Origin of the sequence: Nonomuraea sp. LPB2021202275-12-8, from assembly GCF_037044575.1 — a bacterium.
Classification (GTDB): domain Bacteria; phylum Actinomycetota; class Actinomycetes; order Streptosporangiales; family Streptosporangiaceae; genus Nonomuraea.
On the sequence record NZ_JBAHWD010000009.1, the window covers coordinates 68499 to 93869 of the forward strand.

A 25371-nucleotide genomic window follows, 5' to 3' on the forward strand; every position below is an offset into this window, starting at 1 on the left:
CACATACCGGCCAGCCCGGCCAAGCGAACATAACGCGACATAAGTCGAGCAGTGTGACGCATGAGCATAGAACCTGGAGCTCCACTTATATAGAGCCCCCAGCGCGAAATAATCCATTAAGCGGATAAATGTCCACTTATGGGCGATTGTCACGTTCCAAGCCCGTAACACCACAGGAGCACGCAGGTCTCCAGAGGGTCACAGCGTTGAGATTTCCGTTATTCAGCACATATGTTGAGCCCCTCAAGTTGAGGAGGCGAGTGGTGCGGGTTTCTCCCGACAGTGCGGCCATCGGCGTCGAAGGACTGTGGAAGATCTTCGGTCCCAAGGCCGAAAGGGTGCTGGACTGCGATGACAGGTTTCTGGAGCCCGCCGCACTAAGAGAGAAGACCGGCTGCACCGCTGCCGTGAGAGACGTGAGTTTCGAAGTACGCCCAGGCGAGGTCTTCGTCGTGATGGGCCTGTCGGGCAGCGGCAAATCCACCTTGGTGCGCTGCCTGACCCGGCTCATCGAGCCGACCTGCGGCCGGATCACGATCGGCGGCGAGGACGTCGGCGCCGCCTCCCCGTCGCGGCTGCGTGAGCTGCGACGCCACCAGGTCAGCATGGTCTTCCAGCACTTCGGCCTGCTGCCGCACCGCCGCGTGATCGACAACGTCGCCTACGGCCTGGAGATCCAGGGCACGGCCAAGGCCGCCAGGCACGCGCGGGCCGCGGACATCCTCTCGCTCGTCGGGCTCGACGGCTATGCCGACGCCTATCCCGACCAGCTCTCCGGCGGCATGCAGCAGCGCGTCGGCCTGGCCCGCGCGCTCGCGGTCGAGCCCCAGGTGATGCTGTTCGACGAGCCGTTCAGCGCGCTCGACCCGCTGATCCGCCGGGACATGCAGGCCGAGGTGATCCGCCTGCACCGGGAAGTCGGCAAGACCATGGTGTTCATCACGCACGACCTGTCCGAGGCGCTCAAGCTGGGCGAGCGCATCGCGATCATGCGAGGCGGCTCGATCGTGCAGCTCGGCACACCCGAGGAGCTCGTGGGCGCGCCCGCCGACGACTACGTGGCCGACTTCGTGCGCGACGTCCCCCGGAGCCACGTGCTCACCCTGCGCTGGATCGCCCGCTCTCCCGAGCCGGGCGAGCCCCTGGACGGCCCCCGGCTTCCCGCCACCACGCTGATCAAGGACGCCATCGGCGCGGCCTCGTCCTCCTCCCGCCCGATCAGGGTGGTCGACGGCGACGAGCTGACCGGCGTGGTCGACCGGGTGGACCTGCTCACCTTCCTCTCGGGTCAGGACGCGGTGACGACCGCATGAGCAGCACGGCCGTCAGCACACCTTCCAGACTCCGGATACCGGGGTGGGCGGCCCCCACCGGGATCGCGCTGCTGTTCGTGGCGGCGTACCTGGTCTTCCGAGGCAGCGGCACGCTGCCGCACAACAGCGAGGCCCCGCAGTTCGCGGCGGTCACCGAGCTGCGCGAGTGGATCGACGACCACCGCAACGACAACCCGGTCTTCCTGTACTTCCTCAACTACATCCGGGTCTTCGTCGGCGCGGTCTTCGGCCTGTTCCAGACCACCCTGTACGCGCTGGGGTGGCCTGGCCTGATCGGGGTCATGGGCGCGCTGGCGTGGCTGGCGGGCGGCTGGCGCGTCGCGCTGCTGGCCGTCGCCGGGTTCTGCTCCTTCGGCGTCCTCGGGCTGTGGGAGTCGAGCGTCGACACCCTCGCCCTGGTCGCCTCGGCCGTGCTGCTGTCGCTGGCGATCGGCGTCCCGCTGGGCATCTGGGCCGGGCTCTCCCAGCGGATGCGCAGGACGATCACGCCGGTCCTGGACGTCATGCAGATCATGCCGACGTTCGCCTATCTGGCTCCGCTGGCGCTGTTCTTCCACATCGGCGCGCCGGCCGGCGCCATCGCGACGATGATCTACTCGATCCCCCCGGCGATCCGCATCACCGCGCTGGCCATCGAGCGGGTCTCCCCCACCGCGGTCGAGGCCTCCGCCTCCCTCGGCGCCACCCGGACGCAGACCCTGTTCAAGGTGCACCTGCCTCTGGCCAGGTCCACGATGGCGCTGGCGGTGAACCAGACCATCATGATGGCGCTGTCCATGGTGGTCATCGCGAACCTGATCTCCGCCCCCGGCCTCGGCTCCGACATCATCCGCGGCCTGTCGCGCGCGCAGGTCGGCATCATGCTCCCGGCCGGCATCGCGATCGTCGTCATGGCCGTGGTGCTGGACCGGATGATGGTCTCGGTGGCCAGGCGCGACCCGCGTAACAAGATCGGCTGGACCAGCCTGATCGCCGCCGCCGTCCTGGCGGCCACCGGCCTGGTCGCCGCCCAGCTGCTGCCGCGCGAGTGGCCCGAGAACCTGACGGTCAACCTCGTCTCCGAGATCAACGACGCCGTCCTTTGGGCGGAGACGAGCTGGTACGGCGTCACCACCTTCATCAAGGACGCCACCTCGAACCTCCTGCTGAACCCGCTGGAGAACCTGTTCACCTCGGCGCCGTGGTGGCTGATCGCCGCCGCGGTGCTGCTCGTGGCGTGGCGGGTGAGCGGGCTACGACCGGCGCTCACGGCCCTCGGCTGCCTGCTGGCGATCGCGCTGCTCGGCACCTGGGAGCACTCGATGCGGACGCTCACCACGGTCGCCGTCGCCGTCGTCGTCACCCTCGTCATCGGCCTGCTGCTGGGCGTGGCCGCCGCCCGGTCGGACCGATACTCGGCCGTCCAGCGCCCGCTGCTCGACGCGGCCCAGACCATGCCGGCGTTCGTCTACCTGCTGCCGGCGCTCGCCCTGTTCGGCACCACCCGGTTCACCGCGATCTTCGCCTCGATCATCTTCGCCGTCCCCCCGGTCGTGCGGCTGGTCGAGGACGGCATCAGGACGGTGCCGGCGACCGTGGTCGAGGCGGCCGCCTCCGCCGGCTCGACCTCGGGGCAGCTCCTGTGGAAGGTGCAGCTGCCGATGGCCAGGAAGGCCATCCTGCTCGCCGCCAACCAGGGCATCGTCATGACGCTGGCCATGGTGGTCGTCGGTGCGCTGGTCGGGGCCGGGGCCCTCGGCTACGACGTGGTGCTCGGCTTCTCCCAGCGGACCGACTTCGGGATGGGATTCGTCGCCGGTGTGGCCACGGTCCTGCTCGGAGTCATGCTCGACCGCATCACGCAGGGCGCCGACAGGCGCTCATCCCCCCACAAAAGGAAAGTCACATGAAGATTCGCCTGCTCGCAGGCCTGCTAGCCCTCGGGCTCGCCGCGGGATGCGGCGGGGCCACGGTGGAGACCTCGCCCAGCTCCGCCGCTCCGCAGGGCACCGCCTCCGCCTCCAGCGCGGCCGGGACCGTGAAGATCGCGATCAACCCGTGGGTGGGTTACGAGGCCAGTGCCAACGTCGTCGCGTACCTGTTGAAGAACGAGCTGGGATACACCGTCGAGCTGCCGGAGATCAAGGAGCAGCTCGCCTGGGAGGGCTTCGGCACGGGGGACGTCGACGTCATCATCGAGAACTGGGGACACCCGGACCTCAAGAAGCAGTTCATCGAGGAGAAGAAGATCGCCGTGGAGGCCGGCTCGACCGGCAACAAGGGCGTCATCGGCTGGTACATCCCCAAGTGGATGGCGGAGAAGTACCCCGACATCACCGACTACAAGAACCTCAACAAGTACGCCCACCTGTTCAAGACCTCCGAGTCCGGTGACAAGGGGCAGCTGCTGTTCGGCGACCCGTCGTACGTCAGCAACGAGGCCGCGCTCATCAAGAACCTCAAGCTGGACTACAAGATCGTCACGGGCGGCAGCGAGGCCGCGCTGATCAAGGGCGCCCAGCAGGCGCAGGCGCAGCAGAAGCCGCTGCTGTTCTACTTCTGGGACCCGCACTGGCTGTTCAGCAAGACCGAGCTCGTCAGGGTGAAGCTGCCGGCCTACACCGAGGGCTGCGACGCCGACCCGAAGAAGGTCGCCTGCGACTACCCGGAGATGGACCTCGACAAGATCGTGAGCAAGAAGTTCGCCGACAGCGGCGGCAAGGCCTACGACCTGGTCAAGAGCTTCAGCTGGACCAACGAGGACCAGAACGCCGTCGCCGACGACATGACCAACAACGGCATGTCCGGCGAAGAGGCCGCCAAGAAGTGGGTCGAGGCCAACACGGCCAAGTGGCAGGCCTGGATCCCCAAGTAACACTCCCCGCCCCCTGTTGACCCGTGACCTCGCCGCCAGGGCGGGGTCACGGTCGCGGAGACTCTCATGCGAACCAAGACGCTCGCCGGGCCGCTGCTGCTGGCCCTGCTCCTGACGGCCTGCACCGGTGAGGCCCCCGCCCCGGCAGCCGGGGCGGACCGCACGGTCAGGATCGACATCCACGCGTGGGCCGGCTACGAGGCCCAGGCCGCGGTGCTGGCCTACCTGCTCGAACGGGAGCTCGGATACAAGGTCGAGACGCGGAAGGCCAAGGAGGACGATTCCTGGGGCGATTTCGAAAACGGCGAGGTCGACGTCATCGTCGAGAACTGGGGCCACAACCACCTCAAAGAGGAGTTCATCGAGCGCAAAAAGGTCGCGCTCTCCGCCGGCCTCACGGGCAACAAAGGGGTGATCGGGTGGTACGTCCCGGAGTGGATGGTCAAGAAATATCCGGACATCACTAACTGGCGGAACCTGAACAAGTATGCGGATCTCTTCAAGACATCAAGATCCGGAGATCTTGGACAAGTGCTCGACGGCGACCCGACGTTCGTCACCAATGACGAGGCGATCGTCAAGAACCTCGGCCTGAATTACAAGGTCGTCTACTCCGGCAGCGAAGCCGCATTGATCAAGGCCGCCCAGGCGGCGACCAAGAACAAGACGCCGCTGCTGATGTATTTCTACGAGCCGCAATGGCTGTTCACGAAGGTGAAGCTGGTAAAGATCAATCTTCCGCCGCACGCGATAGGCTGCGACAAGGACGCGGCGAAGGTCGCCTGCGACTATCCCCCTTACCTGCTCGACAAGATCGTCAGCAAGCGGTTCGCCGAGCGCGGCGGCAAGGCCTACGAGCTGGTCCGCAACTTCAGCTGGAGCAACGACGACCAGAACGCCGTCGCCAGCGACATGATCAACCGCAAGCTGACCGCCGAGCAGGCCGCCAAGCGGTGGGTCGAGGAGAACGAGATCGTCTGGAAGGACTGGGTCCCCCGGTGAGGTACGACTTCGTCATCGTGGGCGGCGGCTCCGCGGGCTGCGCCCTCGCCGCCCGGCTCAGCGCCGACCCGTCGGTGTCGGTGCTGGTGCTGGAGGCGGGCAGGGCCGACCACCGGTGGGACGTGTTCATCCACATGCCCGCCGCGCTGATGTTCCCCATCGGCAACCGGTTCTACGACTGGAAGTACGAGTCGGAGCCGGAGCCGCACATGAACGACCGCCGCGTCTACCATGCCCGCGGCAAGGTCCTCGGCGGCTCCAGCAGCATCAACGGCATGATCTTCCAGCGCGGCAACCCGCTCGACTACGAGCGCTGGGCGGCCGATCCCGGCATGAAGCACTGGGACTACGCGCACTGCCTGCCGTACTTCAAGAAGATGGAGAACTGCCTGGCCGACCCCGGCTCCGACTTCCGGGGTGGCGCCGGGCCGCTCAAGCTGGAGCGCGGCCCCGCGCGGGGCCCCCTGTTCGAGGCGTTCTTCGAGGCCGTCCAGCAGGCCGGCCACCCGCTCACCGGCGACGTGAACGGCTTCCAGCAGGAGGGCTTCGCCGCCTTCGACCGCAACCTGCACCGCGGCCGCCGCCTGAGCGCCGCGCGCGCCTACCTGCATCCCGTACGGCGCCGCCGCAACCTGACCGTCAGGACCCGGGCCTTCGTCGAGCGGATCGTCTTCGAGGGCACCAGGGCGACCGGCGTCATCTGCGACGGCGAGCGGATCTCCGCCGGCGAGGTCATCGTCAGCGGCGGCGCCATCAACTCCCCCCAGCTTCTGCAACTGTCCGGCGTGGGCCCCGCCTCGCTGCTGGAGCCCCTCGGCGTCGAGGTGGTGCACGACCTGCCCGGCGTGGGCGCCAACCTTCAGGACCACCTGGAGGTGTACGTCCAGCACGCCTGCACCCGGCCGGTGTCGCAGCAGCCGTCGCTGGCCAAGTGGCGCAGGCCGGTCATCGGCGCGCAGTGGCTCTTCCTGCGCGGCGGCCCCGGCGCCACCAACCACTTCGAGGCGGGCGGCTTCATCCGCTCCAACGACGAGGTCGCCTACCCCAACCTGATGTTCCACTTCCTGCCGATCGCCGTCCGCTACGACGGCAGCGCCCCGGCGGGCGGCCACGGCTATCAGGTGCACATCGGCCCGATGTACTCCGACGCCCGCGGCTCGGTCCGCATCACCTCGCCGGACCCCCGGGTCAAGCCCGCGCTCCGCTTCAACTACCTGTCCACCGAGCAGGACCGGCGCGAGTGGGTGGAGGCCATCAGGCACGCGCGGGCCATCCTGTCCCAGCCCGCCTGGGCGGACCTGGACGGCGGCGAGATCTCCCCCGGCCCCTCGGTCGAGACCGACGAGGAGATCCTCCAGTGGGTCGCCCGCGACGGCGAGACGGCCCTCCACCCGTCGTGCACCTGCAAGATGGGCGTGGACGAGATGTCCGTCGTGGACCCCGACACGCTGCGCGTCCACGGCCTCGACGGCCTCAGGGTGGTGGACGCCTCGGTCATGCCGTACGTCACCAACGGCAACATCTACGCCCCGGTCATGATGGTCGCCGAGAAGGCGGCCGACCTCATCCTCGGCAACACCCCCCTGGCCCCGGAGCCCGTCCCCTTCCACCGCCACCGCGGTGATCGGCACCCCGAACCGGTCACCGAGTGAGCCTCGGAACGCTTCCGTCCCCACCACAACAACCGTACGGTGTACCGTACGTACGTGACAGTCGAGTACAGCGGTAAGGGCGACCCCGCGCGCAGTCTGGCGCTGCTCTGGCGCACCAGCGAGCGCACCAGCCGCAAGGGCAAGCCGGATCTGAGCGTGGACCGGATCGTGCGGGCCGCCATCGAGGTGGCCGACGCCGAAGGGCTCCAGGCGCTGTCCATGCGCCGGGTGGCGGAGAAGCTCGGCGTGGGCACGATGTCGCTCTACACCTACGTGCCGGGCAAGCCGGAGCTGCTCGACGTCATGCTCGACACCGTCTACGGCGAGACGATCAGACCCGACAACCCGTCCGGCGGCTGGCGGGAGCGGCTGGAGGCGATCGCCAGGGAGAACTGGACGCTCTATCTGCGCCACCCGTGGCTGCTGCAGGTGGCGGCGAGCCGGCCGGTGCTGGGCCCGAACGTCACCGCCAAGTACGACTACGAGCTGCGTGCCGTCGACGGCATCGGACTCACCGACGTGGAGATGGACTCGGTGATCACACTGATCACCGGTTTCGTGCACGGCACGGCCAGGGGTGCGGTGGAGGCCGCGCAGGCGGAGAGCCGGACCGGGCTGTCGGACGAGCAGTGGTGGGCCGCCCACGCGCCGTTCTTCAGCCGGATCGCCGACGTCAGCCGCTTCCCCACGGCCGCGCGGGTCGGCCAGGCCGCCGGCGAGGCCCAGGGCAGCGCCTACAGCGCCGAGGCCGCCTTCGAGTTCGGCCTTCAGCGCGTCCTCGACGGCATCGAGGCCCTGGTGCACCAGCGCCGCACCGGCCCCCGCCCGTAGGCTCCAAGGTCCCCAGAAGTCGCCGCCCGAGGTCGGGCCATGTGGGCACCGGCCGAGGGCCGGCGATTCACGTCCGGCCGCTGCAGGGGGACGAGTGCTCGGCGTCCCACCTCACCACCCGACCGGCCCACCATGCGCACGTCACGGCGCCGGGCCCGCTCCACCGGAGAACCGTTTCCCTGGACAGAGCCGAGCCACCTGCGGCGACTGGGCCCTCCCGGGCCGGCCGTAAAAGACTCAGGCCCGCACGGCGGCTCAGCTGATCACGGAGAGCAGAAAGCACTCGTCAGGTCGCCGACGGCTGCTCCGTCGTGGGGCGGGCGGCGAGCAGGAGCGCGCGGTGGCGCGCGGTGGGCGGCCTGGCCCAGGCCAGGCTCGGCGACCCGTCGTTGATCAGCCGGAACACCACGTCACGCAGCAGCGCCCCGGCGGGCATCCCGGGCCGCTCGGCGCGCATCGCCTGGTAGAGGTCGAGCACGCGGGCGAGGTCGAGCAGCATGGTGTTGGTGTGCTCGCCTCCCGTGGCCGGCACGGTGATCTCCAGGCAGCCGCCGCTCTCGTCGGCGTACCAGGTGGCCGCGGTGCCGTCCGGGCAGACGATCTCGCGTACGGCGTCCGCGAAGCCCTGCCTGTCCATGCCGTCGACCTCGCCGCTCAGCCAGTCGCCGCGCAGGTGCAGCACGCCGGGCTGTTCGGTGGCGACGCACTGGGCCACCAGCTCGCGCAGGGTGCCCTCCGGGTCGTGCAGCCCGTCCTGCCCGTGCGCGGCGAACCGGTCGGCGAGCAGGTAGAGGGAGATGAGCCGGGGCGGCTCGAAGATTCTCAGGAGGCCCTGCTCCTCGCTGACGGTCAGCGGGCCCACCTGGTCGTGGCAGGCCCGCACGCCCTCGATGAACGCCACCCGGGCATCCCCGCCCAGCCGGGACTCCCAGTCCCACTCCCACGCGGGCTGGGGTTGTCCGGCCGGCTCGTCAGCGCTGGGCGCGTTGCGCCGGAACGACCACACGATCACGCCGATGACGGCCACCGCCACCGCCACTGCGATCCACACCATGCACGCTCTTTTCCACCATCTGTCCCGGAAGATCTAGCAGCGTAGTGTGATAAGTCCGGAAATTTCCGGAGATCAGGTTATCGAACCGGCGCCGCACGCAGACGGACGACGTGCTCGACGAGCGAGATCAGCGTCGACTTGACCGACTCCCGGCTACGCGCGTCCGTGCGCACGATCGGCACGTGCGCCGACAGCGCCAGAGCCTCGCGTACCTCGTCGTCGGTGTGCGGGAACTGCCCGTCCCAGCCGTTGATGCCCACCACGAACGGCAGCTTGGCCTCCTCGAAGTAGTCGATCGCCGGGAAGCTGTCCGCCAGCCGCCTCGTGTCGAGCAGCACCACGGCCCCGATGGCGCCGCGGACCAGGTCGTCCCACATGAACCAGAACCGGTGCTGCCCGGGCGTGCCGAACAGGTAGAGGATCAGGTCGCGATCCAGGGAGAGCCGGCCGAAGTCCATGGCCACGGTCGTCGTCTGCTTGTTCGGAGTCAGACCGAGGTCGTCGATGCCCGCGGACGCGTCGGTCATCACCGCTTCCGTGGTGAGCGGAAGGATCTCGGACACCGCCCCCACGAACGTCGTCTTACCGACGCCGAACCCGCCGGCCACGACGATCTTCGTCGAGGTCAGGCCGGCGCTAGAGCCTGCGAAGTCCACTGAGCACCCTTTCGAGCATATTGAGGTCTGGCTGTCCCTGACTGAGGCGTGGCGCGTGCAGGCGAACAAGCCCTTCGTCCGACATGTCTGCGACCAGCACGCGTGCCACGCCCAGCGGAACCCGGAGCAGGGCCGAGATCTCGGCGACCGACCGGAACGAGCGGCAGAGTTGCATGATCGCCTCCTGCTCGGGAGTGAGCAGTGCCATCTCGTCGTCCGGGATCGACATGGACGAGATCAGCGTCTCCATCGCCAGATGGTAACGCGGCTCTGAGCGGCCGCCGGTCACCGCGTAAGGACGGAACAGGGGCTCGTCGTCCCCAGCCCCATCACTGCCGTACACGGTCCTGTCCCATCATCTCCATTGCATCACCGCGTCCTGGCTGCCTGCAGCTCCGCACGCAGCGCCGGTGTCAGGGCCTGGCCTGCCCGGTCGACGAGCAGCGTCATCTGGTACGCGACCAACCCCATGTCACAGTCGGGCCCGGCCAGCACGGTCAGCACCGAGCCGTCGCTGATCGCCATGACGAGCAGCAGCCCGCGCTGCATCTCGACGACGGTCTGCGACACGGAGCCGCCCTCGAACACCCGTGAAGCGCCCACGGTGAGGCTCAGCAGACCGGCGGACACCGCGGCGAGCTGGTCGGCCCGGTCCGGCGGGAAGCCCTCGGAAGCGGCCAGGCACAGCCCGTCCGCCGAAACAACGACCGCGTGCGCGACTCCGGGCGTGTTACGCACGAAGTCGGTGATCAGCCAGTCGAACCGGTGCGCCTCATGGCTGAGGGTCGTCACTCGCCCTCCCTAGGACGCTTGCTCACTCTCGTTCCTCCTGTTCACGTACTTCTGCACGACCCCGCCGCACTCCTTGCTGGAAGCTGGCCATCCGGCTGCGCACCCGGTTCGCGGAGACCGGCGGCGCCGGGGCCTGCCGCTGCTGCGGCTGCTCCGACTGACCGGCGGTTCCTGGAACCAGGTTGGCCTTCGGCGTGCGCTTCGGGAGTCCGGCGGAGGTGACGCCGCCGAGGCTCGGATCGCTCGCGGCGGCGGCCGCACGCCATCCGGCGTCCGCGGCGGTTCGCCACGTTTCCTCCACAGAGGGTACGGGTTGCGCGGGGGTTTGCTCATCCCGGTTCGGTTCCGGTACCCGCTCCTCCGGCGGCTTTCGGAACCAGGCGGACTCCACGGAGGCGAAGATCGGCAGGTATTCCTCCTGCTCGGCCTCCATCGGCGAGACCTCGACCGAGGGCGGCGGCTCCGGTCTGCGCACGTCATTGGTGTTGTACCTCGCCGGCGGCGGCGTCGGATAGGAGCTGTCCGGGCTCGGATACGACGGGAAGGAGCCGATCCGCTCGGGACCGGGCGGCCGGGCGGGCCCCGGCGAGAACGGGCTCGACGGGTAGGAGCCCGGACCCTGCTGCGCGGCACCGCGCGAGGGCAGCCCACCGTTCGGCGGAGCTCCGCGCGAGGGCAGGCCGCTCGGCGGGGGGACCTGCGGCGGCGGACCCTGCGGCGGAGCGCTCGGGTACGACGGGAAGGTGCCGGAGTCGAAGGACTGCTGCCTGAAGGCGCCGCCGTCGGTGTCGGCGGTGAAGGGGGTGCCCGCCTGGCGGTCCGCGCCGGAGTCGAAGGAGTCGAAGGTGCCGTAGGAGCGGAAGCCGTTCTGCGACGGCACCGCGGCCCGTGGCGGGACGACGGGCGCGCCGCCCGCGGCGAAGCCCGGCCGCTGCGGCATGGGCGGCTGGTTGCCGTCCTGGATGAGCGACGGCGGCAGCAGCACCATGGCGATCAGCCCGCTGCCGTCACCCCTGCGGAGCTGGACCCGGATGCCGTGACGCAGGGCCAGGCGGCCGACCACGAACAGGCCCATGCGGCGCGACACCGACACGTCCACGACGGGCGGCTCGGCCAGGCGGCGGTTGGCCTCGGCCAGCTCCTCCTCGGTCATGCTGATGCCGGAGTCGGTCACCGACAGCAGGGCTCCACCGCCTTCGATGAGGCTGCTGGAGACCACGACCTGGGAGTTGTTCGGCGAGAACTGGATGGCGTTCTCGACCAGCTCGGCCACCAGGTGGACCAGGTCGTTGGCGGCGCTGCCGAGCACGGAGGTGGCCCGGTGCACCTTGACCTGGACGCGCTCGTACCCCTCGACCTCCGAGAGGGCGGCGCGCACCACGTCGACCAGTTTGGCCGGCTGGCTGCGCCTGCGGGTGGGCTCGTGACCGGCGAGGACCAGGAGGTTCTCGGAGTTGCGGCGCATGCGGGTGGCCAGGTGGTCGAGCTTGAACAGGTCCGACAGCCTGCCGCCGTCCTGCTCGCCCTTCTCCAGGCCGTCGATCAGCGAGATCTGCCGCTCGACCAGCGTCTGGGTGCGTCGCGAGAGGTTGACGAACATCGCGCTGATGTTGCCGCGCAGCTCGGCCTCCTCGCCCGCGAGCCGCACCGCCTGGCGGTGGACCTGGTCGAAGGCCTTGGCCACCTCGCCGATCTCGTCGTTGCCGTCGACCTCGATCGGCTGCACCTCGGGTGCGGCGTCGCCGGAGACGCGCAGCTTGCGCACCACGTCCGGCAGCCGGAACCCGGCGATCTCCAGCGCCTCGGTGCGCAGGCGACGCAGCGGCGAGACCATCGAGCGGGCGATGGCGACGGTGAGGAGCAGCACGAGCAGCAGCAGGCCGAGGATCAGGGCGCCCGCGATGATCGCGTTGCGGATCTCGGCGTCCCGCAGCTCCTGGCTGCGCAGGGCCACCTGCTCGCTGAGCTTCCCCTCGACGCTGTGCAGGGCGGCGATGGTCGTGCTGTTCTCGTCGAACCACTGGTCGGGGGCGGACTTGTCGGGCGTGGTCTGGGCGAGCAGGTTCTGCCTGATCCGGACGCCGGGCGCCTTGCCGCTGGCCAGCGTGACCGCGCGGGACTTGGTCAGCTCGGAGTTGTAGTACTCGGGGATCGTCAGGGCCTTCTGCAGGTCCATGCCGATCTCGACGCCGGCTTCCTGGCCGACCGTGGCGATCTCGCTGCGCTGGGCGGCGTTGGCGGCGATGAACCGCTCGACCTCCTTGGCGTCCACGCTCGCGGAGTTGTAGTGACCCCGCAGGAGCTGGACGCGCTGCCGGGAGACCTGCTCCTTGGCCCGCGTCAGGGCGCTCAGCGCGCGGAACTGCCCGATGATCTGGGAGTCGTCGCTGAGCAGGCTCAGCTCGTCGTGCAGGCGGAGCAGCGTGTCGAGCAGCGTGTCGTACCGGGTCGTGTCGCGCTGGCCCTCGGCCCGGGTCCTGGGCAGGAAGTTCAGGTCGGTGTAGGCGCGCTCGACGACGCGCAGGACGCGGTCGCCGTAGGACTCGTCCATCGACGCCAGGTCGGTCCGCACGGACTTCACCAGCCGGTCGACCTCGGCCTTGCGGTCGGCGTAGGGCTTGCTGAGCCTCTTGCGCAGCGACCTGGCGGCGTCCGACCAGCCGCCGGTGTCACGCTCCATACCCAGCGCCTGGACCAGGTCCCGGATCCGGCCGGCCTGCTCGGCGGCGACGGCCGTGCGGTCGTAGTCACTGATGCTCTGGACCGAACCCACCACGCGCGCTCCCCCGAGCACGACTCCGGCGATCGTGGGGACCAGGACGAGCGCCGTGAGACGCCATCTCACACGCCAGTTGCGTAGCGCGAGTCGTGGCAGTGACCGCCTTCCGCGGTCCCGCCCGGCGGCGAAGCCGCTGTCGGAGTTCCCCGTAGTCACTGCTCCCGCTACCCCTCAATCATCCCGTTTCCCGCACGGGTCGTCAGGCCGTCCACAAGGTATCCGCAGCATCTGACGTATCAGGCAAATCGGACACAATCGTTACAAATGTGACCGCCAGTCGTGTGCTCCTGGTTATCGCAGCGCGGCAAGGACCGCATCGCGCACCTGGTTGCGCTGTGCGTCGTCGCTGAGGGGGCGTCCGGCGCGGTCAACCACGTAGAACACGTCCACCGCCTCCGCGCCGAGAGTCTCTACGCGGGCGGCTCTCACGTCAAGACCGCACTCCCCGAACGCCCTGCCTATGCGCCACAGCAGCCCCGGCTTGTCATGGGCCCTGACTTCCACCACGGTGGCGGTCGCGGAGGCGTCGTCCACCAACGTCACCCGGGGTGGGGCGACGGGAACCCGGGCGGGCCGCATCGACCGGGTACGGCGTGCCAGGCGCTGCTCGATGTCAAGACGGCCAGCAAGGACCAGACGCAGGTCCGCCTCCAACGTGGCGGGATCCGGCGGCGAACCGTACTCGGGGATGACGGAGAACTCGATCACCGCGGTGGAGCCCGCGGAGGCGGCCGAGGCGGAACGGACCACCATGCGATGGGCGGCCAGCACCCCGGCGGCGCTCCAGAGCAGCCCGGCCCGGTCGGGGGCCACCACCGTGACGGCGCCGCCGTTGACGCGGATGGCGCCGCCCCCGTGGCGGGCCAGCGAGGCCTGCTCCGCCGACAGTGAGGGAGCCTTGGGCTGCGGCGAGCCGGACAGCACCGAGCGCACCCGGCGCACCAGATCGGCGACCAGCCCGGCCTTCCAGGCATTCCAGGCGGCGGGCCCGGTGGCGTTGCCGTCGGCGACGGCCAGCGCGGCCAGCAGCTCCAGCACCTCGCGGGTGCCGACCGTGGCGGCGACCTTCTCGATCGTCACCGGGTCGTCCAGGTCCCTGCGCGTCGCCGTCTCGGGCAGCAGCAGGTGATGGCGGACCACCGTGGCGAGGATGTCCACGTCCTGCGCCGGCAGGCCGATGCGGGCGCCGATGTCGCGGACCACGACCTCGCCCGTGGAGGAGTGGTCGCCCGGCCAGCCCTTGCCGATGTCGTGCAGCAGCGCGGAGATCAGCAACAGGTCGGGGCGCGAGACCTCGCGCGTGTGGCTGGCGGCGTTCGCCGCGGCCTCGATCAGATGCCGGTCGACGGTGAAACGGTGGATCGGGTGGCGCTGCGGGCGGTGCCGCACGCGCTCCCAGTCAGGAAGGAGTTTGACAACGATGCCCGCCTGGTCGAGCTCCTCCCACACGGGCACGGCCGCGCGGCCGGCACCGAGGATCGACACCAGCGCGTCTCGGGCCTCCTCGGGCCACGGCACCGGCATGGGGGCGGACTGAGCTGCGAGAACGGACACGGTCGCGGGCGCCAGCGGCAGCCCTGACTCGGCCGCTGCGGCGGCGGCGCGCAGCACCAGGACCGGGTCCTTGCGCGGGGTGACCCCCCTGGCGAGCACCACCTCGCCACCATGCTCGACCACGCCGTCGGCCAGCGGACGGCGCCCGCGCGGGGCCGGGCCTGACAGCAACCGGTCAACCGATCGCCAGGTCGCGTCGAAGGCGTGGGAGATGGTCCGGCCCGCCTCGGCGAGCCTGCGCATGAGCGCCTCCGCGTCGAGCAGCCCGAGCAGTCCCGCCACGGCGTCCTGCTCCTGCAGCACGAGCCGGTCGGCGCCGCGCGCGGTGACGACGTGCAGGGCGTGCCTGACGTCGAGGATGAACTCGTAGGCCTCACGCGCCCGGGGGCCGGGCGCGGAGGCCACCCAGGCCGCTGCCACGGCCTGCATCGCCTGGACGTCGCGGAGCCCACCGCGGCCGTCCTTGAGGTCGGGTTCGAGGAGGAAGGCCAGCTCGCCGCTGACCTGCGCCCGCTGGTCCGCCGCCTCGCGCAGCTCGCCCAGCCTGCGCCTGGAGTCGGCCCGCCATTCGGCGAGCACCGCCTCCCTGGCCTTCCTCGTGAGCTCGGGATCCCCGGCCACGTGCCGTGCCTGGATCAGGCCCAGCACGGCCTTGAGATCCTGCCTGGCGACCGCCACGGCCTCGTCCACGGTTCGCACCGAATGGTCGAGGCCGACGGCGGAGTCCCAGATCGGGTACCAGATCCTGTCGGCGATCCTGGCGACGTCGTCCCGGCCGTTGTGCAGCAGGACCAGGTCGAGGTCGCTGCCCGGAGCCAGCTCACCTCGTCCCAGGCTGCCCACCGCCACCAGGGAGACGTGCTCCCCGTCGCTCGCCGTACGGAAGAGGTCCTTGAGCCAGCGGTCGGTGTCCGCGGCCCGCTCCTTGCGGGCCGCGGAGTATGAGCGCGCCTCGCCCCTCAACTGTTCCCCCTAGCCGAGCTCCGCCTGGACGCCGTCGTCACAGGGCTTCGGGCCCTCGCTCCCCTGTGCGTACCCGGATGACGGTGTCCACCGGCACGGACCACACCTTGCCGTCGCCGATCTTGCCGGTCTGGGCCGCCTTGACGATGACGTCGAGCACGTCCTCGGCGTCGTCCTCCTCGATGAGCACCTCCAGCCGGACCTTGGGGACCAGGTCCACCTGGTATTCGGCGCCGCGGTAGACCTCGGTGTGGCCGCGCTGGCGGCCGTAGCCGCTGGCCTCGCTGACCGTCATGCCCTTGACGCCGAACTGCTCCAGGGCGGCCTTCACGTCATCGAGCTTGAAGGGCTTGATGACGGCTGTGATGAGCCTCATGCTTCCACCTTCTTGGGTGCCGGAACGGTGCTGACGGGACCGTTGGGGGATGAGACACCCGAGGCGTGGACCGAGCCGAGGTCATAGCCGGTCTCCGCGTGGGTGGTGATGTCGACGCCGGTGACCTCGTCCTCTTCCTTGATCCGGAAGCCCATCGTCTTGTCGATGATCTTGCCGATGACCCAGGTGACGATGAAGGAGTATCCGCCGACCGCGACGGGGCCGAGCACCTGCAGGCCCAGCTGGCCGAACCCGCCGCCGTAGAACAGGCCCTCGCTCTGCTGCTCCAGGAAGGGGTAGGCGGCGAGGAAGCCGAGGGAGACGGCGCCGACGACGCCGCCCACCAGGTGGACGCCGACCACGTCGAGCGAGTCGTCGTAGTTGAGCTTGTACTTCAGCCCGACGGCGAAGGCGCAGATCGCGCCGGCCAGGAGACCGATGACCATGGCGGCCCAGGGGTCGACGAAGCCACAGGCCGGGGTGATGGCGACCAGGCCGGCCACCGCGCCGGAGGCGACGCCGAGGCTGGTGGCGTGACCGTCACGCAGCTTCTCGACGATGAGCCAGGCGCCGGCCGCGACCGCGGTGGCGATCTGGGTGTTCATGAAGGCGAGACCGGTGGTGCCGTCCACGGCGAGCTCGGAGCCCGCGTTGAAGCCGAACCAGCCGAACCACAGCAGGCCGGCGCCGAGCAGGACCAGCGGCAGGTTGTGCGGCCGCATCGGCTCCTTGCGCCAGCCCTTCCGCTTGCCGATGACCAGGGCCAGTGCCAGCGCCGCGGCTCCCGCGTTGATGTGGACGACCGTGCCGCCGGCGAAGTCCTCGATGCCCATCGTGTTGAGCCAGCCGGTGCCCCACACCCAGTGCGCGACCGGGAAGTAGACGATCGTCGCCCAGACGACGCTGAAGAGCACCCAGGCTCCGAACTTGGCCCGGTCGGCGATCGCGCCGCTGATCAGGGCGACCGTGATGATGGCGAACGTCAGCTGGAAGGCGCTGAACACCAGGCTGGGCATGCCCGTGCCGTCGTCCTTGGTGGGAAGGTCGACCAGGCTCTGCAGCCCGAGTGCGTCGAAGCCGCCGACGAAGTTGTTGATGGCGGAGCTGGGGTTGTCGGTGAACGCGAGCGAGTGCCCGAAGAGAACCCAGGCGACGGTGACCGTGATGATGGCGGCGAACGACATCATCATCATGTTCAGGACGCTCTTGGCCCTGGTCATGCCGCCGTAGAAAAGCGCGAGGCCCGGAGTCATCAACAGCACCAGCGCTGTGGCCGCGAGCATCCAGGCCGTGGTGCCGCTATCGATCTTCACGACGCGACCCTCCTTAAATGTGACGTGTTGCCACAGCGTGTTCGCCGACGGTTTCGTGGCTCGACCTGGTGTGTTTCACATTCGTGAATCTCGCCGCGCTGGTGTTTCGCAGAAGTTTCGGCCACCTCACCGACATCATTAAGAGCCTTTGAGGCGATAAATTAGGATTGCCTAACCTAATCGATCAAGGATTCTCATGCGCTTCCCCCTGGCGTCAGCCGCCATGCTCTCCCTTCTCGCCCTGGCCGCCTGCGGCACCGCCACCGGATCCCAGGACGCGGGCCCCACCAGGACCGTCAAGCACGCCATGGGCGAGACCAAGGTGCCGATGACGCCCAAGCGGGTCGTGGTGCTCGACACCGACAAGCTCGACTCGCTGGTCTCGCTCGGGCTCAGCCCGGTGGGCGCGGCCCAGGCCTCGGAGAACCAGGCGTGGCCGAAGTACCTCGGCTCCTCCCTGTCGGCCACCAAGCCCGTCGGCACCCTCCAGCAGCCGAACATCGAGGCCATCATGGCCCTCAAGCCGGACCTCATCCTGGGCAGCAAGTTCCGCCAGGCGGCCTTCTACGACAAGCTCAGCAAGATCGCCCCCACCGTGTTCACCGAGAGGGTCGGCATCACCTGGAAGGAGAACTTCCTCCTGGACGCCGAGGCCGTGGGCAAGAAGGACCGGGCCACCCAGCTCGTCTCGGCCTACGAGGCCAGGGCCGAGCAGGTCGGCGCCAAGTTCACCGAGCTCAAGGTCAGCATCGTGCGCTTCATGCCGACGGATATCCGCATGTACGGTCCCGAGTCGTTCAGCGGCATCGTGGTCGGCGACGCCGGCATCCCCCGGCCCGAGGTCCAGCAGCTGGCCGCGCAGGAGGACAAGCGCTTCGGCGAGCTGAGCCAGGAGAACATCGCCCAGGCCGACGGCGACGCCGTCTTCTACACCGCCTACGGGGAGGCTGCCGCCAAGTCGCAGGCCGAGGTGACCGGCGGCCCGCTGTGGAAGAACCTCGGCGCGGTGAAGTCGGGCAACGCCCACAACGTCGACGACGAGATCTGGATGACCGGCATCGGCGTCACGGCCGCCGGCAAGATCCTCGACGACCTGGACAAGTACCTCACGCCGCTCGCGTGACCCCTGGTGGCTCAGGCCGCCGGTCTGAGCCGCACCTGATCGCCCCGCCCGATCGTGCCGGGCCGCAGCACCCGCGCGTACGCCCCCGCGCACGGCTGCGGCCCCGAGCCGAGCACGTCGACGCGGTTGTGCCGGGCCACCGTGCGCAGCGCTTCGGTGTCACGCGCCAGCTCTCCGTGCGCCAGCGTCGGCACGGCGCAGCGCGGGGTGGGCGCGATGACGCCGAGCACCAGCTCGTCGCCGATCTCCAGCTCGCCTCCGACCCAGCCGTTCTCCACGAAGGCGTCCCCGCCGGTCCTGATCACGAGGTTGGGCCGGTAGCGCACGGCCTCCACGGTGCCGCGATCCCCCAGCGCGCCGATCCTGGCCAGCGCCGAGGTGGTGATCAGGTGCACCGGCGCAAAGTCGAAGAAGGTGCCCTCGGGCGATGCCCCGCCGAGCCAGCTGACCGTGAACGCCACCTCTGCCTCGATTCCCTGACCGAGCACCTCCTCCGGCACCGACCGCTCCAGCTCGGCCCGCTCCGGGGGCACGTCCACCAGCCGCACCTCGCGGCCGAGCAGCTTCGACAGCTCCTCGTCACCGGGCACCGCGCCGCCCTCGACGGTCAGCAGGCCCCGCCAGAGCCGAGGGTTCTTCGCGCTGGCGATCTTTCCCGTGGCGACGTCGAGCACCGCCCTGCCCCGGTCGCCCTCCAGCCCACGCTCGGTCACCCGGCTCGTGGCGACCTCCTGGCCCAGCATCGACTTGACCGGATAGCGGTGCAGCGTCTCTATCTCCCCCACATGCATGCCCCAGAGCCTACGGCCGGCCCCAGAAGCGGCGCAGGTGCGGCACCAGCTCGGCGGCCCGCTCGTCGGGGAAGAACAGCCGCCCGCCCTCGATCTCGACGATCTCCCTGACACCGGGGATCGTGTCGCGCAGCCAGCGGGCCCAGCTCAGGTCGAAGGTCGGATCCGCCGTGCCCCACACCACGAGCGTCGGCACGGCCAGCACGGTGAGCAGCGGCTCGATGGCGATCAGGTCCTTGGCGTCGATGGAGGTCAGCAGGCGCTCCAGGGCGCGTCCGCCGTCCGGCTTGGCGAGGATGGGCCGCACGTAGGCCTCCACCAGCGCGGCGGGGTCGTCGATGCGCTCGTAGCCGTCGCCGTACGCGCTGTGCGCGAGCAGGTCCGGCCTCTCCAGCAGGACGGCCACCGAGGGGGCGAGCTCGCCCCGGGCGGCCAGCTCGATCGTGGGCTTGAACGACTCCGGCGGGGTGTTGGTGTGCACGTCGCAGTTGGTGAGGGTGAGGCTGCGCAGGCGCTCGGGGTGCGTGACGGCGAAGACCTGCGCGACCGCTCCGCCCGTGTCGTTGGCGACGAGGTCGACCCGGTCCAGGCCGAGCCCGGCGCACAGCTCCTCCACCGCCTCGGCCAACGCGGGGATCGACAGGTCGTCGCGCGATGCGCTGCCTCCGTGCAGCGGCAGGTCGATCGCGACGCAGCGCCGCTCGTCGCGGAGCTCGGCGATGACGTTGCGCCACAGGTAGGAACTGGTGCCGACGCCGTGCACGAACAGGGCCACGTCGCCCTGCCCGACGTCGACGTAGTTGATGCCTTCCACGATGCCTCCATAACAAACCGACTGTCGGTCTATGAAATTACAGACTGACAGTCGGTTTGTCTACAGTGGACCCATGAACCTCAAGGCGGAACGCGGTGCGGCAACCCGCGACAGGGTCCTGGCCATCGCCACGCGGCTGTTCGCCGACCTGGGGTACGACGGCACCTCCATCGAGACGGTCCTGCAGGAGTCAGGGCTCAGCAGAGGCGCCCTCTACCATCACTACGCGGGCAAGGACGCGCTGTTCGAAGCGGTGCTGGAGGCCACGGAGTCGGCCATCGGCGTCAAGCTCATGAAAGCCGTCCGGGGCATCGCCGATCCCGCCGAGGCGCTCAGGGCCGGTGTCCTCGCCTGGATCAGGCTCGCCGGAGACCCGGTGATCCAGCGCATCGTCCTCATCGACGCCCCCTCGGTGATGGGCTGGGAGCGATGGCGCGCCATGGAGGAGCGCTACTCGTTCGGCATGCTCAAGGCCGCCCTACAGGCCACGGGTGCCCTTCCGGCCGCCTACCTGGACCTGCACGCCCACATGCTGCTGGCGGCGATCAACGAAAGCGCGCTGCTGGTGGCCAGGGGCGGCGACCACGCCGCGGCGGAGGCCGCCGTCGAGGACTTCCTGCGCCGCCTGCTGCGGCAGGACTGACACGGGACGGCGCACCCGCCGCAAGCGGAAGGGGTGCGGGGCCGCCGACGGCGGCCCCGCACCCCTTCCCGATCGTCAGGCGGCGGCGTCGGCCATCCTGCGGAGCCTGGCCAGGGCGTCGCGCTCGATGCGGCGGGCCCGGTCACGGCCGATGCCATAGCGCTCGCCCACCTCGGTGAGCGTGTGCTCGCGGCCGTCCACCAGCCCGTAGCGCCAGCGCAGCATGTCGCGGGCATCGCCTTCGAGGCCCGTCAGCCACTGGTCGAGCCGCTCGCGCTCCAGGATGTCGATGGCCTGCTGCTCGGGATCGGCCCACGTCTCGTCGGCGATCATGTCGCCGAGCTCGGTCTCGTCCTCGTCACCCACGCCGAGCTGGAGCGAGACCGGGTCGGACGCCCAGCGGCGCAGCTCGCGCACCCGCTCGATCGGCAGCTCCAGGAGTGCCGCGAGGTCTTCGTCGGTCGGCTCCACGTCGAACTCCGCCAGCATGTCCCTGCGCACCCGCATCAGCCGGGTCATCTGCTCCCCGGCGTGCGTGGGCAGCCGCACGGGCCTGGCCTGCTCGTGGATGGCCCGGCCGACCGACTGCCGGATCCACCAGGTCGCGTAGGTGGAGAACTTGTAGCCGCGCTTGTAGTCGAACTTCTCCACCGCGCGGACCAATCCCAGATTGCCCTCCTGGACCAGGTCGATCAGCGGCATCCCGCGCCCCGAATACTTGCGGGCCACCGCCACGACCAGGCGCAGGTTGGCCTGGATGAACTCGTCTTTCGCCCGCTGGCCCGAGATGGCCAGCCTCTCCAGCTCCTCGTCCGCCGCATCCCCCGTGCGCGGCTCCGAGCCCCCGCTGTCGAGCAGCTGCTCGGCGAAGAGGCCCGCCTCGATACGCTTGGCGAGCTCCACCTCTTCCTCCGCCGTGAGCAGCGGAACCCTGCCGATCTCCGCCAGGTAGGTCCCCAGCAGATCTCGATCAGCGACGTGCTGCTCCTGTCCGCGACTCCCCGTAGGCCTTGCCATCCCCAGGCACCTCGTTCCCGCAGCTGCGTTCTTATCCGGCCAACGTCCGGCCAGAAGCAAAGATTCCCTAAAGGACTACGACCAGCGGAGGGTTCTGGATGTCCTCCTAAAGGAGGAGACCTTGCTGGAACACCTGGTGAACGAGGGGAACGGCGGGGCGATAGGCCAGGTGGACATAGGAAGGGGCGTCGAGGACGACGAGGTCGGCGCGCGCTCCGGGACGCAAACAGCCTACGTCGGCCCTGCGCAGAGCGCGCGCACCGCCGCGGGTCGCGGCCCTGATGGCCTCCAGCGGCGTCATCCCCATCTCCCGCACGGCCAGCGCCACGCAGAACGGCATGGACGAGGTGAACGACGACCCCGGGTTGCAGTCGGTGGCCAGCGCCACCGGCACCCCCGCGTCGATCAGCCTCCTGGCATCCGGGTACGGCGACCGGGTGGAGAACTCGGCCCCGGGCAGCAACGTCGCGACGGTGCCCGACGAGGCGAGCGCGTCGACGTCGGCGTCGGTGAGGTGGGTGCAGTGGTCGGCCGAGGCCGCGCCGAGCTCGCAGGCGATGCGCACGCCCGGCCCCTCGCCGAGCTGACCTGCGTGCACCCTGGCCTGCAGCCCGGCCTTGAGCCCCGCTCGAAGGATCTCCTCGGTCTGGTCGCCGTCGAAGGCGCCGCGATCGCAGAAGACATCCACCCACTTGGCGTACGGCGCGCAGGCCTGGAGCATCTCCCCGGTGACGAGCCGCACGTAGTCGTCGGCGTCCATGTCCGAGGGCACCACGTGGGCGCCCAGGAAGGTGGTCTCGTCTGTCAGGCCGGTGGCGATCTCCAGGGAGCGGCGCTCGTCCTCGACGGTCAGGCCGTAGCCGCTCTTGATCTCCACGGTGGTGGTGCCCTGCGCGAGCATCTCGCTCACCAGGGCCGCGGCGCGGGTGGCCAGTTCCGCGTCGCCCGCCTCCCGGGTGGCGGCGACCGTGGTCCTGATGCCGCCCCCGGTGTAGGGCTGACCGGACATGCGGGCCCGGAACTCCGCGGTGCGGTCACCGGCGAAGACCAGATGCGCGTGGCTGTCGACGAAGCCCGGGATCACCGCCCGGCCGCCCACCGCCACCCGGCCGTCGGCCTGCGGCGCCCGAGCGGCCGGCCCCACCCAGGCCACCAGACCGTCCTCGACGACCAGGGCCGCGTCCTCGATCTCCTCCTGCTCAGGGTCGCCGGTGTAGAGCAGCCCGATCCCGTCGATCAGCGTCGTGGTCATCGCATCCGTCCTGTCGCCTCGGCCAGCATGGCCCCGATGTCGCCCAGTTCGTGCCGCCCATCGGTGACGACCGGGCGACCGCCGGAGATCACCGAGTGCACGTCGGCGGCGGTGGCCGCGAACGCCAGCGCCTCCAACCCCGCCGTGCCCGCCGTACGGACCGAGTCCAGCCGCACCGAGACGAGGTCGGCCCACGCGCCCGGGACGAGCAGCCCCGCCTCGGGGAAGCCGAGCGAGGTGTGGCCGGCGACGGTGGCGGCGCCGAGCAGCTCGGCGGCGCTCCAGTGGCCGCGCCGCTCGCTGGCCAGCCGCTCGTTCAGCTCGACCGCGCGGGCCTCCTCGAACAGGTCGATCACGGCGTGGCTGTCGGAGCCGAGCGTCATCGAGGACCCGTGCTCGTACAGCGTCCTGGCGGGCCCGATGCCGTCGGCCAGGTCCCGCTCGGTGGTCGGGCACATGCACACGTAGGTGCCTGAGTGCCCGAGCAACTGGATGTCGACCTCGGACAGGTGGGTGGCGTGCACCGCGGTGGAGCGCGGCCCGAGCGCGCCGTGCTCGTGCAGCAGCTGCACGGGGGTGGCCGCGTACGTCTCCACGCACGCGGAGTTCTCGGCCCGCTGCTCCGACACGTGCGCGTGCAGCGGGGCCGCGTGCCGATGGGAGAACTCGGCGACCACCGGCATCTGCTCCGGCGGCACCGCCCTGACCGAGTGGATGGCCGCGCCTATCTCCACGTCCGGCTGGCCCTTGTAGGCGGCGGCCAGCTCCTCGGCGCGCACGGCCCACCCGTCGGCGTCCCCGTCGCCGAACCTCAGCTGCGCCCCGGCCAGTGCCCTGCCGGGGCCGCCCGAGACGTAGCAGGCGTCGATCAGCGCGATCCGCAGCCCCGCCTCGCGGGCGGCCCGCACGAGCACGTGCCCCATCGTGTTGGGATCGTCGTACGGCCGGCCGCCGGGCGCGTGGTGCAGGTAGTGGAACTCGCCCACGCACGTGACGCCGGCCAGCGCCATCTCGGCGTAGGCGGCCCTGGCCAGCGCGAAGTAGGCGTCGGGGTCGAGACCGGCCGCCACCTCGTACATCCGGTCGCGCCAGGTCCAGAAGTCGCCCCTGCCCACCTGCGTCGCGCCGCGCAGTGCCCGGTGGAAGGCGTGCGAGTGGGCGTTGGCCAGGCCCGGGAGGGTGAGCCCCGGCAGGCGGCGCGCCGTGCCCGGCTCTCCCTGTCCGACGCGGGTGATCCGGGTCCCGTCGATCTCCACGAGGACGCCGGCGACGACGCCGCCGGGCAACCATGCCTGCTCGCACCAGTAGGTCAGCGGCACAGCTCCTCCAGCACGCTCGCGAGGGCGACGACTCCCGCCTCGCAGTCTGCCTGCTCCGCGTGCTCTTCCGGGGAGTGGGACACGCCGGTGGGGTTGCGTACGAACAGCATGGCGCTCGGGACGCCCGCGGCGGCCAGGATGCCGGCGTCGTGCCCGGCGCCGGTGGGCAGGATCGGCGCGGGCGTGTCACCGCCCACGACGGCGGCCAGCCGCTCCCGCAGCCCGTGGTCGAAGTCCACGACAGGCGTCCACGACTCCTCACTCACCTCGACCGTCACCCCGGGCCTCACACCCGGGCCCGCGCCTGCGGCCGCTTCGCCTTCGGCTGTGTCCGCCAGGGCGGTCAGTTCCTCCACCAGGGCGTGGACGTCCGCCTCGTTCGGGCCGCGTGCGTCTAGCCACGCCGACACCAGACCGGGCACCGCGTTGGCGTTGTTGGGTGAGACGCGCACCTTGCCGATCGTGGCGACGATGTCGCGCCGGGCGGCGGCGTCGCGGGCGGCCAGCACCAGGCGGGCGAACGGCAGCATCGGGTCGTCGCGGTCCGGCAGCCTGGTGGTGCCCGCGTGGTCGGCCCTGCCGTGGAAGTCGAACCGCCAGCGCCCGTGCGGCCAGATCGCCCTGGCCACGCCCACCGGCCTGCCGAGGCGTACCAATCCTCGGCCCTGCTCCACGTGCAGCTCCACGAAGGTGGCGACCTGGGCGAGCGTCTCGTCGTCGCGTCCCAGCCCACGGGGGTCGCGGCCGGACTTGGTGAGGACGTCGGCCAGGGTGTCGCCCTCGTCGTCCTGCAGCGCCAGCGCCCGCTCGGGCGAGAGCATCCCGGTGAGCAGCCGCGACCCGACGCACGGCACCCCGAACCGGGCACCCTCCTCGTCGGCGAAGCAGGCGATGCCGAGCGGCCTCCTCGGGAGGAAGTCCCGACTTTTCAGCACATCGAGGGCGGCGAAGGCCGACACCACCCCCAGGGGCCCGTCGTACGCGCCGCCCTGCCGGACCGAGTCGAGATGGCTGCCCGTGACCACCCCCGGCTCCCGCGACGGATCGCCCCACCAGGCCCAGAGGTTCCCGTTGCGGTCCTCGCGCAGGTCCAGCCCCCTGCGCGCGGTCTCGCCGGCGAACCACTCGCGCAGCTCCAGATCCGCCCGTGACCAGGCGTCTCTGAGGTAACCGTCGGTGGCGGGGTCCCGTCCTATACGCGCGAGTTCCTCAAGCATGGACTCACCTTAGTGAATGGATCCATTCACCGACC

General features: G+C 70.3%; 22 protein-coding genes. 8 read left to right on the top strand and 14 right to left on the bottom strand.

What is annotated here, in order from left to right; all coding sequences use genetic code 11:
- Positions 1 to 263 precede the first annotated feature (263 nt).
- The 6 genes from V5E28_RS19000 (at position 264) to V5E28_RS19025 (ending at position 7673) form a co-directional block, all read left to right on the top strand.
- On the top strand, positions 264 to 1313 hold the full coding sequence (locus V5E28_RS19000) for a quaternary amine ABC transporter ATP-binding protein (protein WP_336208270.1): 1050 nt from the start codon (positions 264 to 266) through the stop codon (positions 1311 to 1313).
- Positions 1310 to 3223, top strand: coding sequence for an ABC transporter permease (locus tag V5E28_RS19005; protein ID WP_336208271.1), 1914 nt, complete (start codon positions 1310 to 1312; stop codon positions 3221 to 3223). The genes V5E28_RS19000 and V5E28_RS19005 overlap by 4 nt, the downstream gene beginning before the upstream one ends.
- Positions 3220 to 4188 carry an ABC transporter substrate-binding protein gene (locus V5E28_RS19010; protein ID WP_336208272.1) on the top strand — a complete coding sequence of 323 codons (969 nt, stop codon included), beginning with the start codon at positions 3220 to 3222 and terminating at the stop codon, positions 4186 to 4188. Before V5E28_RS19005 ends, V5E28_RS19010 begins: the two co-directional genes overlap by 4 nt.
- A gap of 66 nt (positions 4189 to 4254) precedes the next feature.
- On the top strand, positions 4255 to 5190 hold the full coding sequence (locus V5E28_RS19015) for an ABC transporter substrate-binding protein (RefSeq protein WP_336208273.1): 936 nt from the start codon (positions 4255 to 4257) through the stop codon (positions 5188 to 5190).
- A complete protein-coding gene (gene betA, locus V5E28_RS19020) occupies positions 5187 to 6842 on the top strand; it encodes a choline dehydrogenase (RefSeq protein WP_336208274.1) in 1656 nt (551 codons plus the stop codon). The genes V5E28_RS19015 and betA overlap by 4 nt, the downstream gene beginning before the upstream one ends.
- A gap of 54 nt (positions 6843 to 6896) precedes the next feature.
- A complete protein-coding gene (locus V5E28_RS19025; RefSeq protein WP_336208275.1) occupies positions 6897 to 7673 on the top strand; it encodes a TetR/AcrR family transcriptional regulator in 777 nt (258 codons plus the stop codon).
- Between the two features lie 286 nt (positions 7674 to 7959).
- Here V5E28_RS19025 and V5E28_RS19030 read toward each other — a convergent pair whose 3' ends face one another.
- The 8 genes from V5E28_RS19030 to V5E28_RS19065 all read right to left on the bottom strand — a co-directional run bounded on the left by V5E28_RS19030 (position 7960) and on the right by V5E28_RS19065 (position 17160).
- The gene (locus tag V5E28_RS19030) at positions 7960 to 8727 is read right to left on the bottom strand and encodes a hypothetical protein (RefSeq protein WP_336208276.1); all 768 of its coding nucleotides are present in this window, start codon (positions 8725 to 8727) and stop codon (positions 7960 to 7962) included.
- Between the two features lie 77 nt (positions 8728 to 8804).
- A complete protein-coding gene (locus tag V5E28_RS19035; protein WP_336208469.1) occupies positions 8805 to 9356 on the bottom strand; it encodes a GTP-binding protein in 552 nt (183 codons plus the stop codon).
- Between the two features lie 7 nt (positions 9357 to 9363).
- Positions 9364 to 9726 (bottom strand): DUF742 domain-containing protein, encoded by a 363-nt coding sequence (locus tag V5E28_RS19040; RefSeq protein WP_049575903.1) that lies wholly within the window; start codon positions 9724 to 9726, stop codon positions 9364 to 9366.
- Between the two features lie 26 nt (positions 9727 to 9752).
- Positions 9753 to 10175: a roadblock/LC7 domain-containing protein gene (locus tag V5E28_RS19045; RefSeq protein WP_336208277.1), complete on the bottom strand. Its 423-nt coding sequence runs from the start codon at positions 10173 to 10175 to the stop codon at positions 9753 to 9755.
- A 22-nt stretch (positions 10176 to 10197) separates the two neighbouring features.
- Complete coding sequence (locus tag V5E28_RS19050) at positions 10198 to 13020, bottom strand: sensor histidine kinase (protein WP_336208278.1); 2823 nt, start codon at positions 13018 to 13020, stop codon at positions 10198 to 10200.
- Between the two features lie 225 nt (positions 13021 to 13245).
- Positions 13246 to 15471, bottom strand: a complete 2226-nt coding sequence (locus V5E28_RS19055; protein WP_336208279.1) for a [protein-PII] uridylyltransferase — start codon at positions 15469 to 15471, stop codon at positions 13246 to 13248.
- Between the two features lie 37 nt (positions 15472 to 15508).
- A complete protein-coding gene (locus tag V5E28_RS19060; protein WP_336208280.1) occupies positions 15509 to 15847 on the bottom strand; it encodes a P-II family nitrogen regulator in 339 nt (112 codons plus the stop codon).
- A complete protein-coding gene (locus tag V5E28_RS19065; protein ID WP_336208281.1) occupies positions 15844 to 17160 on the bottom strand; it encodes an ammonium transporter in 1317 nt (438 codons plus the stop codon). Before V5E28_RS19065 ends, V5E28_RS19060 begins: the two co-directional genes overlap by 4 nt.
- Before the next feature lie 196 nt (positions 17161 to 17356).
- Between V5E28_RS19065 and V5E28_RS19070 the strand changes: the two genes are divergently transcribed.
- Positions 17357 to 18283 carry an ABC transporter substrate-binding protein gene (locus tag V5E28_RS19070; protein WP_336208282.1) on the top strand — a complete coding sequence of 309 codons (927 nt, stop codon included), beginning with the start codon at positions 17357 to 17359 and terminating at the stop codon, positions 18281 to 18283.
- Positions 18284 to 18294: 11 nt separating this feature from the next.
- Here V5E28_RS19070 and V5E28_RS19075 read toward each other — a convergent pair whose 3' ends face one another.
- Both V5E28_RS19075 and V5E28_RS19080 read right to left on the bottom strand, forming a co-directional pair.
- On the bottom strand, positions 18295 to 19074 hold the full coding sequence (locus tag V5E28_RS19075; RefSeq protein WP_336208283.1) for an MOSC domain-containing protein: 780 nt from the start codon (positions 19072 to 19074) through the stop codon (positions 18295 to 18297).
- A gap of 10 nt (positions 19075 to 19084) precedes the next feature.
- Entirely contained in the window at positions 19085 to 19888 is an 804-nt protein-coding gene (locus V5E28_RS19080; protein ID WP_336208284.1) for an alpha/beta fold hydrolase, read from the bottom strand.
- A 73-nt stretch (positions 19889 to 19961) separates the two neighbouring features.
- Here V5E28_RS19080 and V5E28_RS19085 point away from each other — a divergent pair, with 73 nt between their 5' ends.
- Positions 19962 to 20531, top strand: a complete 570-nt coding sequence (locus tag V5E28_RS19085; RefSeq protein ID WP_336208285.1) for a TetR/AcrR family transcriptional regulator — start codon at positions 19962 to 19964, stop codon at positions 20529 to 20531.
- A 75-nt stretch (positions 20532 to 20606) separates the two neighbouring features.
- On the opposite strand, the gene V5E28_RS19090 is transcribed toward V5E28_RS19085, so the two are convergent.
- From V5E28_RS19090 to V5E28_RS19105, 4 genes are all read right to left on the bottom strand, one after another.
- Positions 20607 to 21548: a sigma-70 family RNA polymerase sigma factor gene (locus V5E28_RS19090; RefSeq protein WP_336208286.1), complete on the bottom strand. Its 942-nt coding sequence runs from the start codon at positions 21546 to 21548 to the stop codon at positions 20607 to 20609.
- A 106-nt stretch (positions 21549 to 21654) separates the two neighbouring features.
- Positions 21655 to 22800, bottom strand: a complete 1146-nt coding sequence (gene hutI, locus V5E28_RS19095; RefSeq protein ID WP_336208287.1) for an imidazolonepropionase — start codon at positions 22798 to 22800, stop codon at positions 21655 to 21657.
- Positions 22797 to 24119: a formimidoylglutamate deiminase gene (locus V5E28_RS19100; RefSeq protein WP_336208288.1), complete on the bottom strand. Its 1323-nt coding sequence runs from the start codon at positions 24117 to 24119 to the stop codon at positions 22797 to 22799. Before V5E28_RS19100 ends, hutI begins: the two co-directional genes overlap by 4 nt.
- Positions 24110 to 25336 (bottom strand): allantoate amidohydrolase, encoded by a 1227-nt coding sequence (locus V5E28_RS19105; RefSeq protein ID WP_336208289.1) that lies wholly within the window; start codon positions 25334 to 25336, stop codon positions 24110 to 24112. The genes V5E28_RS19100 and V5E28_RS19105 overlap by 10 nt, the downstream gene beginning before the upstream one ends.
- Positions 25337 to 25371: the final 35 nt, after the last annotated feature.

Coding starts and splice junctions, on each gene's coding strand:
- V5E28_RS19070 (WP_336208282.1), top strand. CDS start 17,357: ATGCGCTTCCCCCTGGCGTCAGCCGCCATGCTCTCCCTTCTCGCCCTG.
- V5E28_RS19030 (WP_336208276.1), bottom strand. CDS start 8,727: ATGGTGTGGATCGCAGTGGCGGTGGCGGTGGCCGTCATCGGCGTGATC.
- V5E28_RS19085 (WP_336208285.1), top strand. CDS start 19,962: ATGAACCTCAAGGCGGAACGCGGTGCGGCAACCCGCGACAGGGTCCTG.
- V5E28_RS19075 (WP_336208283.1), bottom strand. CDS start 19,074: ATGCATGTGGGGGAGATAGAGACGCTGCACCGCTATCCGGTCAAGTCG.
- V5E28_RS19090 (WP_336208286.1), bottom strand. CDS start 21,548: ATGGCAAGGCCTACGGGGAGTCGCGGACAGGAGCAGCACGTCGCTGAT.
- hutI (WP_336208287.1), bottom strand. CDS start 22,800: ATGACCACGACGCTGATCGACGGGATCGGGCTGCTCTACACCGGCGAC.
- V5E28_RS19060 (WP_336208280.1), bottom strand. CDS start 15,847: ATGAGGCTCATCACAGCCGTCATCAAGCCCTTCAAGCTCGATGACGTG.
- V5E28_RS19105 (WP_336208289.1), bottom strand. CDS start 25,336: ATGCTTGAGGAACTCGCGCGTATAGGACGGGACCCCGCCACCGACGGT.
- V5E28_RS19010 (WP_336208272.1), top strand. CDS start 3,220: ATGAAGATTCGCCTGCTCGCAGGCCTGCTAGCCCTCGGGCTCGCCGCG.
- V5E28_RS19015 (WP_336208273.1), top strand. CDS start 4,255: ATGCGAACCAAGACGCTCGCCGGGCCGCTGCTGCTGGCCCTGCTCCTG.
- V5E28_RS19005 (WP_336208271.1), top strand. CDS start 1,310: ATGAGCAGCACGGCCGTCAGCACACCTTCCAGACTCCGGATACCGGGG.